This window comes from Paenibacillus sp. FSL R5-0887, from assembly GCF_038002305.1.
Lineage (GTDB): Bacteria > Bacillota > Bacilli > Paenibacillales > Paenibacillaceae > Paenibacillus_AQ > Paenibacillus_AQ odorifer.
Genome location: NZ_JBBOCE010000002.1, coordinates 1,520,232 through 1,537,975 on the forward strand (window position 1 = coordinate 1,520,232; position 17,744 = coordinate 1,537,975).

The 17,744-nt window shown below is 44.6% G+C and carries 17 protein-coding genes; 3 read left to right on the forward strand and 14 right to left on the reverse strand.

Annotated features, from left to right (window positions below; translation table 11 throughout):
- Positions 1-29: 29 nt before the first annotated feature.
- The 3 genes from MKY14_RS24600 to MKY14_RS24610 all read right to left on the reverse strand — a co-directional run bounded on the left by MKY14_RS24600 (position 30) and on the right by MKY14_RS24610 (position 5,058).
- Complete coding sequence (locus MKY14_RS24600) at positions 30-1,430, reverse strand: extracellular solute-binding protein (protein WP_340977555.1); 1,401 nt, start codon at positions 1,428-1,430, stop codon at positions 30-32.
- A 93-nt stretch (positions 1,431-1,523) separates the two neighbouring features.
- Positions 1,524-3,938: a hypothetical protein gene (locus MKY14_RS24605; protein WP_248549073.1), complete on the reverse strand. Its 2,415-nt coding sequence runs from the start codon at positions 3,936-3,938 to the stop codon at positions 1,524-1,526.
- Positions 3,939-4,005: 67 nt separating this feature from the next.
- Complete coding sequence (locus MKY14_RS24610; protein ID WP_076193723.1) at positions 4,006-5,058, reverse strand: LacI family DNA-binding transcriptional regulator; 1,053 nt, start codon at positions 5,056-5,058, stop codon at positions 4,006-4,008.
- A gap of 215 nt (positions 5,059-5,273) precedes the next feature.
- On the opposite strand from MKY14_RS24610, the gene MKY14_RS24615 reads away from it, so the two are divergent.
- Entirely contained in the window at positions 5,274-5,591 is a 318-nt protein-coding gene (locus MKY14_RS24615; RefSeq protein WP_036676747.1) for an MGMT family protein, read from the forward strand.
- Here MKY14_RS24615 and MKY14_RS24620 read toward each other — a convergent pair.
- The 8 genes from MKY14_RS24620 to MKY14_RS24655 all read right to left on the reverse strand — a co-directional run bounded on the left by MKY14_RS24620 (position 5,588) and on the right by MKY14_RS24655 (position 12,337).
- Positions 5,588-6,283 carry a DUF1361 domain-containing protein gene (locus tag MKY14_RS24620; RefSeq protein WP_038568569.1) on the reverse strand — a complete coding sequence of 232 codons (696 nt, stop codon included), beginning with the start codon at positions 6,281-6,283 and terminating at the stop codon, positions 5,588-5,590. The two genes, MKY14_RS24615 and MKY14_RS24620, sit on opposite strands and share 4 nt — an antisense overlap.
- 150 nt (positions 6,284-6,433) lie before the next feature.
- Positions 6,434-8,197, reverse strand: coding sequence for a SulP family inorganic anion transporter (locus MKY14_RS24625; RefSeq protein ID WP_076279648.1), 1,764 nt, complete (start codon positions 8,195-8,197; stop codon positions 6,434-6,436).
- A gap of 107 nt (positions 8,198-8,304) precedes the next feature.
- Positions 8,305-8,631, reverse strand: coding sequence for an ArsR/SmtB family transcription factor (locus MKY14_RS24630; RefSeq protein WP_036676741.1), 327 nt, complete (start codon positions 8,629-8,631; stop codon positions 8,305-8,307).
- A 74-nt stretch (positions 8,632-8,705) separates the two neighbouring features.
- A complete protein-coding gene (locus MKY14_RS24635) occupies positions 8,706-9,083 on the reverse strand; it encodes a hypothetical protein (RefSeq protein WP_076279647.1) in 378 nt (125 codons plus the stop codon).
- A 62-nt stretch (positions 9,084-9,145) separates the two neighbouring features.
- Positions 9,146-10,714: a phospholipase D-like domain-containing protein gene (locus MKY14_RS24640; protein ID WP_339281626.1), complete on the reverse strand. Its 1,569-nt coding sequence runs from the start codon at positions 10,712-10,714 to the stop codon at positions 9,146-9,148.
- Positions 10,715-10,889: 175 nt separating this feature from the next.
- A complete protein-coding gene (locus MKY14_RS24645; protein ID WP_036676736.1) occupies positions 10,890-11,183 on the reverse strand; it encodes a putative quinol monooxygenase in 294 nt (97 codons plus the stop codon).
- Between the two features lie 56 nt (positions 11,184-11,239).
- Complete coding sequence (locus tag MKY14_RS24650; RefSeq protein ID WP_076223389.1) at positions 11,240-11,875, reverse strand: nitroreductase family protein; 636 nt, start codon at positions 11,873-11,875, stop codon at positions 11,240-11,242.
- A 33-nt stretch (positions 11,876-11,908) separates the two neighbouring features.
- Positions 11,909-12,337 carry a MarR family winged helix-turn-helix transcriptional regulator gene (locus MKY14_RS24655; protein ID WP_076304354.1) on the reverse strand — a complete coding sequence of 143 codons (429 nt, stop codon included), beginning with the start codon at positions 12,335-12,337 and terminating at the stop codon, positions 11,909-11,911.
- Between the two features lie 68 nt (positions 12,338-12,405).
- Between MKY14_RS24655 and MKY14_RS24660 the strand changes: the two genes are divergently transcribed.
- The gene (locus MKY14_RS24660; RefSeq protein WP_370510691.1) at positions 12,406-13,281 is read left to right on the forward strand and encodes a carbon-nitrogen family hydrolase; all 876 of its coding nucleotides are present in this window, start codon (positions 12,406-12,408) and stop codon (positions 13,279-13,281) included.
- 102 nt (positions 13,282-13,383) lie between these two features.
- Here MKY14_RS24660 and MKY14_RS24665 read toward each other — a convergent pair whose 3' ends face one another.
- A complete protein-coding gene (locus MKY14_RS24665) occupies positions 13,384-14,277 on the reverse strand; it encodes a lipoate--protein ligase family protein (RefSeq protein WP_076302359.1) in 894 nt (297 codons plus the stop codon).
- Positions 14,278-14,516: 239 nt separating this feature from the next.
- Here MKY14_RS24665 and MKY14_RS24670 point away from each other — a divergent pair, with 239 nt between their 5' ends.
- On the forward strand, positions 14,517-15,404 hold the full coding sequence (locus tag MKY14_RS24670; protein WP_076302358.1) for a CHAD domain-containing protein: 888 nt from the start codon (positions 14,517-14,519) through the stop codon (positions 15,402-15,404).
- A 28-nt stretch (positions 15,405-15,432) separates the two neighbouring features.
- Here MKY14_RS24670 and MKY14_RS24675 read toward each other — a convergent pair whose 3' ends face one another.
- Both MKY14_RS24675 and MKY14_RS24680 read right to left on the reverse strand, forming a co-directional pair.
- A complete protein-coding gene (locus tag MKY14_RS24675; protein WP_076302357.1) occupies positions 15,433-16,644 on the reverse strand; it encodes a Ger(x)C family spore germination protein in 1,212 nt (403 codons plus the stop codon).
- Positions 16,641-17,732 carry a GerAB/ArcD/ProY family transporter gene (locus MKY14_RS24680; protein WP_076302356.1) on the reverse strand — a complete coding sequence of 364 codons (1,092 nt, stop codon included), beginning with the start codon at positions 17,730-17,732 and terminating at the stop codon, positions 16,641-16,643. Before MKY14_RS24680 ends, MKY14_RS24675 begins: the two co-directional genes overlap by 4 nt.
- Between the last annotated feature and the right edge of the window lie 12 nt (positions 17,733-17,744).

The window sequence follows — 17,744 nt, forward strand, 5'->3', positions numbered from 1 at the left end:
ATAGCCCTCTTTTCAAATATAAGCTCTAATTAGGAAACCTTGCCGCTCTCGAACAACTGCTTGATCGCTGGCATGATCGCGTCATAGACTTCTTTAACACTTTTCTTACCTGCCAACGCCTGATCAATAGATTTCTCATATTCAGTATTCATCTTGAGGTAGGCAGGAACGTAATATGCAGGCCATTGTGCGATAGCGTCTTTCGTTGTGGAATAACTAAGGATAGTTTCTTTTGCGCTTTCAGGAAGATCGGAGGTCCACTTTTCAACCAAGGTAGGATCGGTATACCAATCTGCCTGGTTCGGCAACCACGCACCACTCTTCAGCAGCTCCAGACTGTTCTCAGGGTTGACCATGTAAGCATAGAATTTCTTGGCTTCCTCAATGTGCTTCGATGTATTGTACACAACAAGCGGAGCACCACAGTTCATCGTTACTGCCTTTTCCATCTTAGGCAGAACGCCAACGCCGATATCTTCATTACCTTTGATATTAGCTAGATCCCAAGATCCGCTGATTGCCATGGCATAACCACCACTCAAAGCGTCTACCGCAGAACCAATTCCAGAATTCCAAGTGTAATTGAAAGCGGATGCAACCTTGTCTTTGTTAACGAGGTCAGCTAGCTTCTGGATGGCATCAACCGTTTTGGGAGAATCCCATTGAAACTCCTTTCCATCCGGGGAAACAATCCCGCCACCGTTGGCATAAGCTGCCCAGAAGTGGTGGAACTCCCGTCCCGCTGTCATACCAAGCCCGTAGTTCTCGGTCAGAGCAGCATCAAAGCCTTCATCTGCCGCTGTTTTTCCTTTAGTATCTGTCGTTAGCTTTTTCGCGTTTGTCACGAATGTATCCCAATCCCACGCATTTTCAACTTTGGAGGGTGGATATTCAAGACCTGCTGCATCAAATTTGGACTTGCTATAGTAAAGCAGCTCCAACTGGTTGGATAGGCCGACTCCAATCACTTTTTGCTCAGGTGAATGGATTGTAATCGCTGATAGTTTTTCAGGAATGCTTCCGTCCGCTAATAAATCGCTGATATCTTCGATAATTCCCATTTCATTGTACTTTTGGATATCGCCTTCACCCATATAACTGATATCTGGAAGTTCACCGGATTCGAGCCGGGTCTGAATAAATGTATCAAAGGAGCCATCTGCTGGAAGTACTTGTGCATTGATTTTCACTCCGGTGTCGGCTGTATATTTTTCTGCTGCCGCTTCTACCAGCTTTTTCTGTACATCATCACCCCAATACAATAATTCCAAGGTTACATCTTTATCAGGCGTAGTTTCTTTGTTGGCTGCTCCAGACCCTTCAGATGCCTTTGGAGCCGCGTTGTTGGAATCGCCCGAACAGCCTGCCAGTGCGGAAAAAACCATCATTGATGCTAAAGATAGAACTAGAGTACGTTTTCCAAACTTCATGTTTGTTGCCTCCCTTTTTTTCATATCTATTTATTTCAAGCCAAGCATTTAAAGCTTTAGCCTAAAATCATCATGGTTTGTCATTCTTAGCGATTACAGACAAGGGCTGAATATTCCTCCGCCTGCCAGTCTTACGCGAGGCTCTAGTATCCCCTCAGTTGTGCGATATTCGAGCTTATCCTCAAGCAGCACATATCTTGACGGATATGCAGCGTAACTTGTTACGATCCAGCCCTCCGAGTCTTCTTCAATATAACCGTTAATACAGCGCATCTTTCCGCGTGGATCCCTGTACAAATATGTGGTTGTCCCGAAGCCCATTAGATAGGCCACTAGCTCCTCCCCCATATCCCAATCATCTCCTGTCACACCCGAGAACAGCGAAGCAAACAAGGAATCACTTGCCCCCACAAATACGGATTGCCCAAAACGGTTTCGCGACAATTCTGGCATGTTCAGGTTAGGAGCTGCCACACTATATGTAGAGGCTGCCTCTCCAGGCAACAAACGGCGTGGAGTAGAGCGTACATTCCAATCGTAACAATTGAATACTGCCATCGTAGAACGGTAAGCGGCTTCCAAATATTCAGGGTCTTCAAGGAATTCATAGGCAACCCGGGATGCACCTGCTACCAATCCACCCCAAAGGGAATGAATCATATACGACAAAGCTTCCCACCAGCGATCCGGATTCTGCACTCTGTAATCATTGCTGAATCCGATATTTGCCAGAATTAGTTGCCCATAACGCTGAGCCTCCTCTTTATTTCCAAGGTGACACAATGTTTCACAGGTAGGACCAAATCCTGCATTATCGTAAAAATGCTCCGTTATAGCTCCCTCATACTGCTGTATCCCTGTCTCCAGATTTCTGCCAAATTGCTCCCATAAGGTAAGTAGACGTTTATACTCTTCTGAAAGACCGCTCTGCTTCAGTGCCTCTAATAAATCAAGAATATAGAGCACAAATATACCATTTAGACGGCTCTCATCCTGTTCACGCTGCCCACTATGCCGATCAGGGTCTAGGCGAAGGCACATGATTTCGGCAGTCCATTGTAGATATTCTCTAGGAGAATGAATTTTAAGTAATGAACCATCCATTCGTGACAATAGATAAAAGACATGCCCAATATAATCCAGATCATAAATGCGGTAGAATTCTCCATACAAGGGACGCGGATGATTGAAATCTCCGCCTTCAAACCAATGCTCCTTCACATCCAATACTGCGGCAATCTCGGCCTTAGCTACTTGTTCGGGGACAGCCTTGGCCATGCTATTCTTCATCAGAAGAAAAGCAACCTTACCCAGCGATTCTCCCTGATTCGATAGCGGACGGAAGGCATATGGCCTCTCAGCCTCACCTGTCCCTCCAAAGTTGTTATTTACCAACCACTCGGCTCTCTTTTCCAGAATCAGGTCAATCGACTCCAGTACATTCCAGACCAGGATATCGGTCCGTCCATCTTCTAGCCCCAGCTCCAGCTTATGTTCTCCCGGCTCCAAACGCTGTAAAGATATAGTGTAGCTGCTGCCTGACTCCAACCGTACAGCTTCGTTCGTAATATTCTCCTGGCGGATCAGCTCCGTTGCCGTTGAAGTGCTATACAAACGCAGCTCACGTAGAGCCTGGCCCTGCGGCAGATCAACAACAGCTTCGAACCTTCCTCCCCGGGTTAATACAGGCGTATAGCTCCAGCGCGGATGTCCATAGGCCATACCCTGCCTATAGAAATCATCTCGATTCTGACAGGGATGGAATATGTATTCCCAGCTGGAGGTTTCTCCAGCGTCAAGATCCAGCGGACTGTAAGCGCCACCATATATCCAGTCGGCAGCTGCAGATTCGGTCATAGATGATCCGTCCTCCACCAACGATAGCCGATGATACAGCAGACCATCCAAAGAAGGGGAAACCTGCTCAAGAAAACGATTCTTATAACTACAATAAGTACCTACGGTTACTGTTCTGCCCTGAACACCATAAACACCCAGATGTGGTGCTTCGTTGCTCCGTCGAATGGCAGCAATTTTAGCGAAATCTCCACCAAGATGGGGGAATACTGCACAGGACTGACTCATATTGCGCTGCACATTTTCATCTCGGTACATGACATAAGCGAGCGAAAACCACACATGAAGTCCATTAATTCTTACAGACTGTGTTGATCGGTTCATAGCTTCAATAGTCCATCTTAGTCGCTCATCTTCCAAAGAATATGTAAGTCTGATTGCAATCGGCGCACCTTCAAAATCCACAAATACACGGTTTTTTCCTTCTGGTGTGATTTTGGGCAACAGATCAGTGCTTTTTATGATATTCCCGTCTAGCTCTATTGTCCATTCTCCGAATAGCTTATCTGTATCCGCATAACCTGCCTCTTTCAAATAAGACGGATCAACTACCCAATTCATTTCACTAGGGTCGCCCTGTAATATCAGAGACTGAAGTGCTCCGCGGTCGCTTAGCTCCATCCTGAAATTTTCGTTGCCTAGAATCGTCATTGCCTAGCACCTCTTCAATATTTTAAGTTAAACGTTTAGATTTATGAGGAAAAAGGAGCTGTGAAACTTATTTTTGTCTCACAGCATTTTTTAACGTAGCCACAGAATCACGTTCGATCAACCGGCACTCCGGCATGGTCAGTGAATCCATCTTCGTCCCCTTGATTAAATTGAACAAAACCTCAATAGCTTGATAGCCCATCTCATGTAGCGGAAGTCCCATTGTTGTTATACGCGGGCGTAAGTAATCACTGAATTCACGATTATCAAAACCGACAACCGACAGATCATCCGGTATTTTAAACCCTTTTTCCTCTGCCGCCTGCAAAATACCTACAACCATTACATCATTCATGGAAAGAATCGCGGTTGGAGGCTCCGGCAAAGCGAGCAACTCGGAGGTAAGACGATACCCTGATTCCCTCTCCCAGTCTCCCATCTTAATTAACAGTGGATCGAACGGTAATTGATATTCAGTAACGGCCTTGTAATAACCGTTCAGTCTTAATCTGGAAGGGATTGAATCCATCAAACCACTGATTACAGCAATTCTGCTATGTCCTTGGTTAACCAAGTAGGACATGGCTTGGTAAGCAGCTTGCTCATCATTATACTGGATAGAGATATCGTCCTGTGTGTAAGAGTAGGTATACACAATAGGCTTACCTTCCGTATCGATTAAACCCGTTAAATCACGGGGATGAACACCGATATAAATAATCCCATCCACTTGATTACTGAGCAGTTCGGCAACCGCATTAGCGGCATACTTTCGATAGTCTTCCGTATTCGAGAAGTTACGGCCGATACGCTTGTCCAAACGAAGATTCACCAGTAAAATATGCAAATCATTACGATCTCCAAAATCATTAATTCCATCGATAATATCGGGGGTGTTAAATACCGTCACATCTTCTGCAATAACACCTATTGTATTCGTACGGTTGAGTTTGAGACTCTTCGCAATAGCATTCGGCTTATAATTCAACTCCTCAATGGCTGCAACAACTCGTTCCCTTGTATCGGAACGTACATTGCGGGTACCATTAAGCACATAGGAGACTGTAGCAATCGAAACATTAGCCTTTGCGGCTATGTCTTTAATGCTGGTTTTCCTCATTACACCTTCTCCTATCTTATTATGGGAACTCTTTTAATCACGTTGTTAAACGTTTAGATTATTTTTACAGTTAAAATATACCACGCGTATTTATTGCTTTGCAACCCCTTTTTTGCTATTCTCAAAAAATCCTCCTGTTCGTCCCCCGTTTCGTTTAGAATTGATTTATCTGTTGTTCATTGGATAAAAATAAGATATAGGAGCTTGAGCTTGCTATGACACCATTTACTGAGAGAGTTATTCATATCATACAGTCTATACCAGAAGGTAAAGTGATGACTTACGGAGGAGTTGCCCGCGCGGCAGGCAGCCCAAGAGGAGCGAGGCAGGTCGTTCGCATCCTTCATTCCATGAGCAAAAAATATAAGCTGCCCTGGCATCGGGTCATTAATGCTAAAGGAATGATCGCACTAACTGAGGATGAGTCTAACTCCCTCCAGAGGCTCTATCTACAGGGAGAGGGAGTTAGTTTTAATGAAAAAGGTGTGGTAGATCTGAAACAATTCCAGTTTGAGCCGGAGTGTACCGATTAGTACCCTCTGGTAACTCTTCGTCTTTCTCCGGTGCCAAGAGCATTGAGTAGACAATACATCGTCGCGTAAATGACCAGCAGGACAAAGGCAATGAACAAGCTGAAAAATACGGACTGGAGATTCAGGCTATCCAGAACAAGTTGATACAACTGATGCCTGTCCGTCAGGACGTCCCAGCTATTGAGTCTGTAGACTCGGCCAAGCAGTACACCATATCCCCCGAGCATACATGCCGCAAGCACGAATACCCATGACCACAGCAGGTTGCTTTTACGATAAATGACCGTCTGGAACTGATACAATGAGAAAAAACCGGTCAACCATCCACTCCAGGTGAACAATAAAAGAGTGACCAAGTCATACCAGTAGCGATTCTGAATGGCTCCCTCCACGATATATCTACTTTTTCTTACCGTTAAATGCACCAGGTCAGTCATGAGATAAGGCGCGTTGGGAAAGAACAGCAGCCACGCGACACCCAAAGGAAGAAGTAATAGACCGCCTATCTTCCTTTTGTCTAGCTCATAAGCAGCCATGGAGAATAAAAACGGAATCCATGCTAAGAACAAATTCCAAATTAAAAAACCGTAAAACGAATCCGTCTGAAGTGACACTACACGATATACCGCCAATGTAGCGACAGACAATCCCGCCAAGAGCATAAACACCTTCGGATAATTCAATTCCTTCATGAGCTTATATTCTCCTTATCGATATTGATTACATTAAACTTATACCTAATTGTACAAATTCAGAATTCCGAAGTCCAATTTTAATACAAAAGCCCAGACGCAAGAATAGCGCCCAGGCCGACTTTATTTATTAAGCTCAAGTACCGCTGATTAGTTCAGAGGCAATGCTGGCTTCTTGCGTCCTGTCAGACCTCGTAGTCCACCTGCATCCTCCTGACAGGATAATGCCGTACACTCCCTAAACGCCGCATGACTGCATCCGATACATTTATTGTGATTAATACTGCTAAGAGCTTCATTGATCGCTTCACCGGTATGATGATAGAACTGTGCCTCTCCTATTTTGTCATATAGCCCGGTTCTCTTAAGTAGCTCAAGCGGCTGCGGCTGAACACCGGAGATCATCAGTTTCCCTCCAACAGCATGGAGATGCCGCACCAGCTCCGCCAGATTGGATTCGCCCGTAGTATCCATGAATGGCACTTTTCCCATCCGCATTAATATAATTTTCGGCTGATCGGAGCCATAACCCGGCATGGTGTCATCAAATCTATACGCAGCGCCAAAAAACAGCGGCCCTTCCACGGTATAAATCCCAATCTGCGGACAATCATGACTCTCCGTTACCATATGTGCTCCTACCTTGACGGAATTAGGATCAGGCAATACTTTGGATACCAGATGAACCTCTCCCATCCGTTTCACAAACAAAATCACCGCAAGAATCAATCCCACCTCTACAGCCAGCGTTAAATCTGCAAATATCGTCAACAAGAAGGTGATGAATAACACCAAAGAATCACCTGTTTTGATTTTAAGCAAATGAAGAAATTGTTTACGCTCACTCATATTCCAAGCTACTACCATCAAGATAGGAGCCATCGCTGCCAACGGAATACTAGAAGCATAGGGTGCAAACAACAGAAGAATTAGGAATACCACTACCCCATGAACGATCCCTGAGATCGGAGAAACTGCGCCGCTTTTGATATTTGTGGCGGTTCTGGCAATGGCACCCGTGGCTGGAATTCCTCCAAACAATGGAGCTGCAATATTGGCGATTCCCTGACCAATCAGTTCACGGTTGCTGTTATGGCGGCTGCCCGTCATCCCATCAGCTACGACAGCTGACAATAAGGATTCAATAGCACCCAACATCGCGATGATAAAGGCCGGACGAATCAGCAGTATAATCCGCTCCCAGGTAATGGTCGGAAAACGGAAGCTTGGCAATGTATTAGGGATATTCCCATAGGCCAAACCAATCGTAGTCACCTTACCGCTAAAAAATAACGCTGCTATGACAGTTGCACAAAGAAGACCGACCAATGAACCCGGCACCTTCGGAGCAAAGCGAATCGCTAGGATAACAACGGCCAGACAAATCGCGGCGGTCAGGATACTATATCCATTGATCGTCGATAGATGAAGTCCAATTTCTTTCATGTTATCTACAAAGCTCTCGTGCCGTTCAATATCCCTTAACCCAAGGAAGTTAGCAATCTGTCCGGTGAAGATAATAACCGCTATTCCTGCTGTGAAACCAATCGTGACCGGCTTCGGAATAAATTTAATCAGTACACCCAGCCTTAACAATCCCATGAGGACTAAAATAACCCCCGCCATCATCCCCGCTAACAGCAGGTTCTCATAACCATACTGCATCCCAATGGCGAACAAGATAGGAATAAATGCACCTGTCGGTCCACCAATCTGAAATTTCGATCCCCCGAACAATGAAATACATATGCCGGCAACGATTGTCGTATAAATGCCATATTCCGGCTTTACACCAGAAGCAATAGCAAATGCCATCCCTAAAGGAATGGCAATAACCCCGACGATTGTCCCTGATATCAAATCCTTGCGAAAAGCGTTCATGTTGTAGCCTTTATAACGACCCCGCCCTGTCATGTTCAAACCTTCTTTTCTTTAAATATCTGATTATTTGAATATAAGAAGAACATTACTCTAGGACGCGACTGTTGTCAACGCCAAAATAACGTTAATCTATTCCATTTTCACTCGCCGCGCATGCCTTCCAGCAATGAAATGGTATTCACGAGATGGTTATCAAATATTTGTTTGGCCACGACCAGAAGGTCCTTGATCAGAGGATCACGCAAGGCATAAATGACTGTGGTGCCTTCTTTCACACTGGTTACTACATTTTTGGCGCGTAAAACAGCTAGCTGCTGGGATACAGCAGAACCTTCCGAGCCGAGAATAGCCTGCAGTTCATTCACATTCTTCTCACCTTCGCTAAGCAGCTCCAGAATACGAATACGCATCGGATGAGCCAGCGCCTTGAAGAATTCGGTCTTAAATTGCTGAATTTCGGTGTTCATAGCTTTCTACTCCTCATGCTTAACTTTCTGAATCTAATGTTATCTTTGTATGTTATCTTAGTCCCTAAGAAGCGTCAAATACTGAAGGGATAGATTCGCACATCACGGACCTGCAATTCTACGAACACACCCAGTGCCATAGGTTCACCGAGACACTCGAACATCACTAACCCTTCACCTATTCGTAAAAATCCTGTGCCATCTTCTTCAATATTCTCCAACACGCCCGTAAAAATAACCCTATCCTGTTCGAGCCTGATGTTGAACTCACCTGCAGGCACAGGATGGATATCCACCCACCTCATAAGCAGCTCCGAAAGCTCCAATTCCACATCCATTTCTGCCCCTGGATTCACAGGAGCACCACACCAGATTCCCCGGCCCTCCCCAAATTCTGTGAGAAAAAATACCTCGTCCTTTTTCAAACCACTTTTTGTAATTTTGATTTGCATAGCCCATACTCCACCCTAATGATTTATAACGATCATTATATCATGAGAATTAGCCCAATTTATCAAGTATAATTCTGGGTTGCCTTATTCAGATAAGTACTAGGGTGTAACCAAGGATGCTTAAAGAACTCACTTTTACTGGTAATCTTCCGCGAGACACTCAGGTCATAATCGATCATAGACTTTATCTGCTCTGCAAAGGCCTCCCCTTTTACCAGCATTCCCAGCTCAAAATCGTGGCAGGCACTTCTTTCGTTGATATTATATGAACCATGAAAAACGGCTTGTGATCTATGATCATAGGTAATTTTCCAATGGGAAAATCGACCGGTGGCACTGTAGTCATAGAAGGAAACACCGTTAATAAACGGCATATACATATTGCCTCTTACCGCCGCGCGATTTGTAGGATGATCATTAACCTCCAGCGGGTTACAAATGTTCAAATTACACGAGCATTCTGGACCAAGCAGCCCGAGCCGATCCCAAAAATCCTGATCAATCAAATAAGGATTCACGATGATAGTCTCTTCAGCCGCGTAAGTAATTAAATCCAGATAATATTGTTGAATCAGGTTAACCGGGTTACCTGGAAAGCTTGCTAACAGCGTACATTCTTCCTCACCAAAATGATAATCCACATCCGGATAATAAAAGACATCATTCACATCAAAATGATCTCCGCCTAGAAGCAGCCAGCGAGAATAGAACATCGCATTCAAAGGCTGCGCTGCAGCGCCGCGAATCCGGAAGCAGCCATCATGCCACTCAGCCTCTTTACTAGGAATCCCCTGTGGATGTCCATCTATACTCATTGCAGAGGATGCCTGCACTGGGGTCTCATACGTATATTGGTCACCAATATTTACACTGCCTATAATCGAGGTTACCCCATCTATGACCATAAACTTCCGATGATCGATGACATTCAGTCCTGTGACCTCAACATCCTCTTGCACTTTATCCTGCAGAAACAGGATACTTTCCGGCACTCCCTCTTGCTCCAGCGCCTTTCGTTTCACCCGCCATTCAATAGCTGAATAATACGAATTGAAGGTATTCAACAGCTTGGCGCCTGCATTCTCGAGCTGATCAGCAATCTTGGAGAACTGGCCGTACTCCAGATTATTTCCGTACCCCAATGCCGTCAATGTGTAATTGACCATAACCCTTACCTTAACGCCACGCTTAAGAGCATAAAACAGTTCATCTGCAACCAGATTGCCCGAGCGATCATTAAAAAAAAGCATGACAGACAGGTGGATATAATGCTGCGCTTTTCTGATCTCCTCTAATATCATTCCTAGACACTCCGGACCATTCACGTAAGGTGTTACTTGATTATTCCACGTAGTCTGCGGAGCCAGAACCTTTAGCTTGCCTGAGTCTAGTCTGCCCAATACTTCAGTAAGTTGTTCCAGTAAGCTTGGGCTAAATCCAGGAAGCTGGAATAGCTGCTGACTTGTCGTAATGACTCCGCCAAGCGTCTGACGATAGGCTCTGGCAGCCTCTAGGTCTATCCCCTCAAGCTTACGCTCCACCTCTTCTCCTGCTACACCCATAATACGGGCAAGCGATCCGCCGGATAGATAATAATTCAAGAAATCAATCATATTTCTCTGTGTCTTCATATGTAAAGTCCCCCATCGTTTATATTGCATGCCTTTGAATCAAGGTAAGGATAGATACCCTAGATCTCCTTTTTATAAACGGGGTGAAATGCAAAATAGGGATGCCCCACAGCCTTTATGGCTATGGATCATCCCTGTTTAGGTTTAAATAGAATTCGCTAAGAATGGAGACAGCTTATTTTACCTGTTCTGCGCTAAATACTTTAACATCTAGAGGAGCAGCCAAGAATTCGCCAGCTTTAGCTGAGAAAGCAGTGAAATGAGCGCTCGTATTGTGGCTGGATACTGCTTCAGCATCACGCCATTGCTCAATCATAATAAATGAGTTGGCTTCTCCAGCATTCTCATATAGCTCATAAGAAAGGTTACCCTCTTCAGCATGAGTAGCAGCCAGTAATGCTTTAGACTCCGTCAAAAACTGTTCACGACGCTCTGGATTAACTTTAAGTACAGCATGAATAATGATCATTGTATATTCCTCCTAAGATTAGTGTTTATGGTAGCGCGTTTTACTAACTTTAATAATTATTTCCACTCAGCAACTTTATCGATAGGCAGACGAACAGAGGGGTAACCTGCATCAACAGCTTTACCAATGGAGAGCAGCATTACAGGAACATAACGATCTTTTTCCATACCAAACGCTTCAGCGATTTGGTCTTTTTCAAATCCACCAATTGGGTTTGTATCGTAACCATGTGCACGAGCAACCAGCATCAGCTGCATAGCAACAAGTGCGCCATCGATAAGCACGGTGTCTCTGTTAATTTCCCGTGGCAGGTTAGCGAAATGAGCGGATAATCTGGTTAATTGATTTTCTTTTACTTCAGCAGGCATAAGTCCACGTTCAACAGCCGTACCGTAAATTTCTTCAGCGTAATCGAAGTTGTTCAAATCACCAAAGATGGCAATCATAGCCGCAGAAGTCTCTACTTGTACGTTATTAAAACGAGCGAGAGGCGCTAAGGTAGCTTTAGCTTCGTCACTTTCAATGACCAGAAAACGCCAAGGCTGCATGTTCACTGAAGATGGAGCAAGTGTAGCTTCGGCAAGGATCTGTGTCATTTCTTCTTTGCTGATTTTAACGGATGGATCATATTTGCGGATAGAGCGGCGTCCTGTAATAATTTCTTGAAAATCATTTGTTTGTGTAGCGTTCATATGATTAATTCTCCTTTGAGTGTGTTTTGTAAGTTACAACAGAATGATATTAGATTGCAGACGATTGAGCATATCAATGAGCACTGCTCGCTCCTGATCGTTAAAACCTGTTAGCAGAGTAGCGATAAACCGCCTTTTCTCTTCGCTATATTTAACCATTCTTTCCCGACCTTGATCGGTTAATGAGACCAATGTGACCCTGTTATCGGCTGGGTTATTGCGGCGAGCGATCATGCCACTCTCTTCCAATCCCTTCAGATGACGTGTGACGGCTGCCGCATCAATATCCATTTCCTTTTGCAGACTGATTTGGCTGACTTCATCTACCCGAAACAGTTCATGCAGGAGGCGAAGCCGTGTGGGACTGATCCCTGCACAACGTTCGAATTTTGGAGAGATTCCTTTGTTTAAGGCCTGCAGCAGTTCAAATATATGTTCTTCCTCAGGACAGTACTCCGTCAAAATATACCTCCTTTCTATATTTAATTGCATGCAATTGTTTTGTATGAAATTATACTAACGCATAATCATTGACCCGTCAACTAATATATCAAATCATTTGTAAAAAATCAACATTGCTTATCCTCATCCGGTGCTATACGCTTGAACAAAAGAGGAGGATACCTATGAGAATATCCCTGATTCAGCTGGATATAGCATTTGGCAATCCCACTATGAATTATGCTGCTGTTGCCCAGAAAATAAATGAAGCCGCTGTCGCTGCCCCCGATTGTCTGATTCTCCCTGAGCTATGGACCACTGGTTATGATCTAACTCGCTTAGAAGATATTGGCGATCCGGAAGGAGAAATTACCAAGGAATTCATCTCCAGCTTAGCTAAACAATATAGCATCAATATCATCGCTGGTTCTGTCGCTAGCCGAAATGATACTGGTGTAACTAATCGTATGTATGTATTTAATCGATCAGGTGAGCTCGTCGGACAATACAGCAAGCTGCATTTGTTCCAGCTGATGGATGAACATTTGTATCTGCAGCCGGGAGAAGCCAAAGGACTATTTATATTAGACGAAACGTTATGTGCAGGGCTAATCTGTTATGATATTCGTTTTCCGGAGTGGGTTCGCGCCCATACTGCACAAGGGGCGGAAATCCTGTTCGTCTGTGCTGAATGGCCACTGTCCAGAGTGTCCCACTGGCGGGCGCTATTGATCAGCCGGGCCATCGAGAATCAATGTTATGTTGTAGCCTGCAACCGTGCAGGCAGCGATCCTGCCAATATCTTTGCTGGGCATTCAATGATTATTGATCCTTGGGGAGATATTGTGTGTGAGGCTTCTGAAGAGGAACAAATTCTAACCGGAGAGATCGATTTACATCAGGTGCGTGAGATTAGGAAACAAATTCCGATTTTTTCGGACAGACGTCCTGAGTTGTATAATTAAAAGAGCGTGATTGTTGAATATTAAAAAAGACGTTACGTAGGCTGGCTCTAGCCAGCTTTCCGTTACGTCCTTTTTTAACAGACTCCAACCCATGCTTAGATCTCAGGAATACCGCTCGCGAAGCACCCGCGTTGCATCGAGCACACGTGGATCATCATAGTCCAAGCTGTATCCTGTCTCTTGCTGCAAAATGCCGGATGGTCTAAGGGACACTCCCCGATGAATTAAAGCCTGAATAATTCCCTCCACAAACACTGTTGCCACTTCAGGTCCACCTAGTTCACCAAGTCCAGCAATCGTCTCTGGACGAACCCGTGGATAAGCTAATGAGGAGTCTCCTCCGGAGGCTCGCGCATAGAAATCGCGGATTTGTTCACCGCGTTCTTGTCCCGAGCCAGAAACTACAACAAATGCATGTACAAAATAAGCATTGTTCTGCCTACGCTGAGCAATACCACAAAACTTCCGGCCACCAATGGCCAGATCGAAATCACCAGGGCAGTAAGAACCAACAATCTCACCAGCCTCAATTTGCGCCGCAACCTGTGGATGACTTATAGCAACCGCTTCCGTGATCAAAGCAGCCAAGAGCCTAAAGTCATCATGAAAGTCCAGCTTTCCACGTCCTTTGGGCAGAACTAGAGAAATATTAATGATCCCTGCATCCAGAGGCACCGCAGCCCCGCCGGAATGCCTAACCGCCGTTCTAATCCCTTGCGCCTCAAGCGTAAGCATCGCCTGAGCTGCACACGGTAGCTTACTGTCCCGAAGTCCAAGTGCCACACCACCAGAATGACTCCACAGATGTAAGCTAGGAGGTATAAGTCCCGCTCCAACATCCCGGCATAAGGTTTCCTCAAAAGCGAACGGGACCAGCATATCCTCTAAGCTCCCTGCTTCTGTACCTTTGCTCTCATCCCTTGCACTCAGATGTTGAAAGAGCCCCATTTCTGAAGGAAGTTTACTAAATATTGAATCATACTCACGAGTATCCACCAAAGCCCCTCTTTCCCGAATATGAGCCACGAGACCTGCTATTCTCTACCAGCTAAAGATCCAAGCCTATCCGTATAAATAATGATAGTAATATTGTAACCGATCTGTCTCCATGCTGTGAGCAGAGAATTGAAATGAGGTTATGATAACGCTATTCTTATAGTAAATGGACTTGCCCCAGAGCATAATAGGGGAAGCCCTAAATTCATGCTATCCCAAACGTTAAGGAGTGATGCTGCATGACAGGAGACAAGCTGACCAAAGAACGACAGCTAACCAAAACAAAGCAATGGGAACAAGCCCTTAACCATCTTTATATCAACTTTTGGGATTACAGCCATGACGCATTAAATAAATTCACTGATGAAGATATCCACCAGGCAAGAGTGAACTGCCGTAAGCTGCTAAATCTATTATCCATTCTTGATCCGCGGCACACTTCAGGCCTGTACCCTATTTTCAAAAAAGCGCAAAAGAGATTAGGTAAAGTGAGAGATGCAGATGTTCTAATAGAATCTTTCAAGAACAAGCGCAAGCAGGCGAAGGAGAACGGAGATTCCAAAACTGCAGACCTGTTAAAGGCAGTGATTGCGTACCAAAAGGACAAGCGCAAAACTTACCGCAAGAAGCTCGCTAAGGAGCTGCCTGAACTAATCAATGAAGACCTCGAGGAAAAGTGGAAGACCTTCCTAAGCGAGCAGCTTGAAGCCCTAGCCGCCAAAAAGAATGTTAACGTTGTTATGCGTGAGCTTGAGATCGCTTATGAGCAGAAGAAAAAAACCTGTAAAGCTATTTTCCATGAAGACAATGCCGAATCTAAAGAAGCCTTCGACGCTTTGCACCAGCTAAGAATCGCTGCTAAGGAACTGCGTTATACCGCGAGTGCGGCCGATTTTGCGTTAAATCAGAAATTTCATGCGCATGAGGAGATCTATAAGGAGATTCAAGATCAACTTGGGCTGATTAACGACAAACGTCTATGGCTGGAAACACTGAATGCTATTGGACGTGAAGAGCTGGACATCGGTAAAAAAGCATGGAATGCCTTCACGTCGCAATTAAAGGATGAAGTGCTCGATGCACTGCATCATAATGATGTCATTCCTATCCAGACACAAACGAAGTAGCTCCATACAACATTGCAAATGGTCCTTTCTATTCAGCCGTTGTATCTGATGCACCATACTCTTCAATATTCAGTTTCACTTCATAGGTAATCGGAATCTCGCTAAAGGTTTCATCCCAGTTATCCTCTACGCTCCGCCATACGGCTGGATGTTGAATACGCAAAGCGTTGCCGAAACCTGCAACCTCTGTATGCAGCTCCTTCTGCATTTTTTTCACAGTGACCTGAAGCATGTCTAAGACATGCTTCTCCAGCACTGCTTTATCCTCCTTTACAATTCCGTCATGTAACTTTTTTGCACTCTTGGCAAAAGCCTCACCATATCTCCCCGTAGATTCTATTTTCACATGAAAGGAGATCTTCCCATCCTTCACATTGGCCTTATACTTGCTACCCAGGGATTTGATTTCATAGGTAATGAGCTTATTGTTAGACGGGTCGTATGCTTTGAGAGCACCCCCCTCTCCCTTTCCAGTCAGCCAGACCATTCCTTCCAGCTCCGATGCATCTAAAAAACCAACGAGCTTTCCCGTTTTCCCTTTAATTACGCCTGCTCCATCCAGCTTTGTCTCCTTCTCTTTTTCTAAAGAAATTACATTCTGCAACATGAAACTTCTTTTACCATGCAAAGGACCCGCTACTTTAGCTATTGAAACCGGCTCCCATATCCTCGTGCTCCGACTTCTATTCACAAAAATCCCCTCTAATACAAATGAAGGGGTTTGGCCCGGCAGCGCATTTTCCAATACATCTTTGGCTTTTCCCTTGCTGACATATAGTAGAACACTAGGACGGATATCGTTATCCCTGCTAAAGAAATCAATTAACTCAGAAAACTTGGTAGAGCGTGCAAGCTTCTCACCGATCACAATGACCTTAAGGTGATGTCCGATTGGAGTACGTCTAGTACGCAGTGAAAGTGCCCGTAATGCTTCAAACATCGAATCACTTACTTCACTCATGTTATAGTAATTTCTGGTTGAGGATGGGGAAGCCCCAGACTTCATACCTGACCCTCCTGAGCCTTGAGGAATCGTAAACTGGTAGGTACTCATTATTTGGGCAGGCATAGGATTCCCCCCGCCTCCTTGCTGGGTTGCCTCCTCATCCCCTGTCTCCTCCGCACTGTCCAGGGCAACGCCAATCTCCATACTTAACTCCTCAACTGGTGTACTGCTCCAGCAACCGGTCAACAGAATACATACTATAAGAAATGTAATCGACACTCTCCATTTTTTCATGAAGCCGCCCTCCGGAAATGTGCGATGATCAACAGCGGCAATGGAATTAATCCAAATAAAACGATCATCCAATTACCTACGACTGTCCCTAATGCAAATAGAGCATTCACATTTGGTGGCATTCTGGAAACTACATAGGCTACTGGAAGTATAGCCAATAAGCAGCTATTAAATCGTTTATGAAATATTTGAGAAACTCCCAAAGCAGCAGCATAAATAGTGATGCAGAAGGTGCAGAAAATTTGCATAATCCAGATTACCAGCAGCAGCGATTCAAACCTCTCAAAAATAAGATAATTCACCTCAAAACTTCGCACTAGATCAAGAAATGGCCAAGTTCTTGTGACCACTCCATCTATAGAAAACGCACCAATAGTCATTACAACGGCTAAAAGATAAAAGAACGTTGATATACATGATCCAGCAATAATTACCTTTACTGCTTTTTGTGGCTTATCCATAAAAGCAACAACGAACAGCATCGCTTCACCAGCAGTAAAAGTCAGAATGGTCGGCCTGATGCCCTTCCATACCGGTCCTAAACCATCTCCAAGGAAAGGCCGCAAATTATCGATATCGAAAACTTCAATACTAAGCAAGCATACTCCAACAAAAACTGTCCAAGTAATCGGAACAATCAACCTACACATGCTAGTGATGGCATTAAGTCCTCCTCTGCATAAATAGAAGGCTATCCAAATAAATATGGCAACAATAGCCCAAGGAGGCGTTCCCTCCAGCAGAAAAAAAGAGGTCACTTCCTGTACGGAACGTGCTTCAAAACTGGCTATACACAGAAAATAAACAATCACTAATATAGAGAGCATCAATCCAAGTGGCTTGCCAATGATTTTCCCGCTAAATTGAAAGATAGTTTGACCTGGAAACCGTTGACTAAGTTTCACTATAATTAAACCTGTTAAAAAGGTAATTACTCCCCCTAAAAAAACGGAGATCCACACGTCTGGAGTTTCACTAGCCTCTACAATCGTCCGAGGAAGTGTAATTATCCCTGCCGCAATAGTATAATTGGCTAGTATGATTGTCGCTTGAACAGCAGTAATTCGATCCTTCACCTCGGCACTCATATTCTCTTCCTC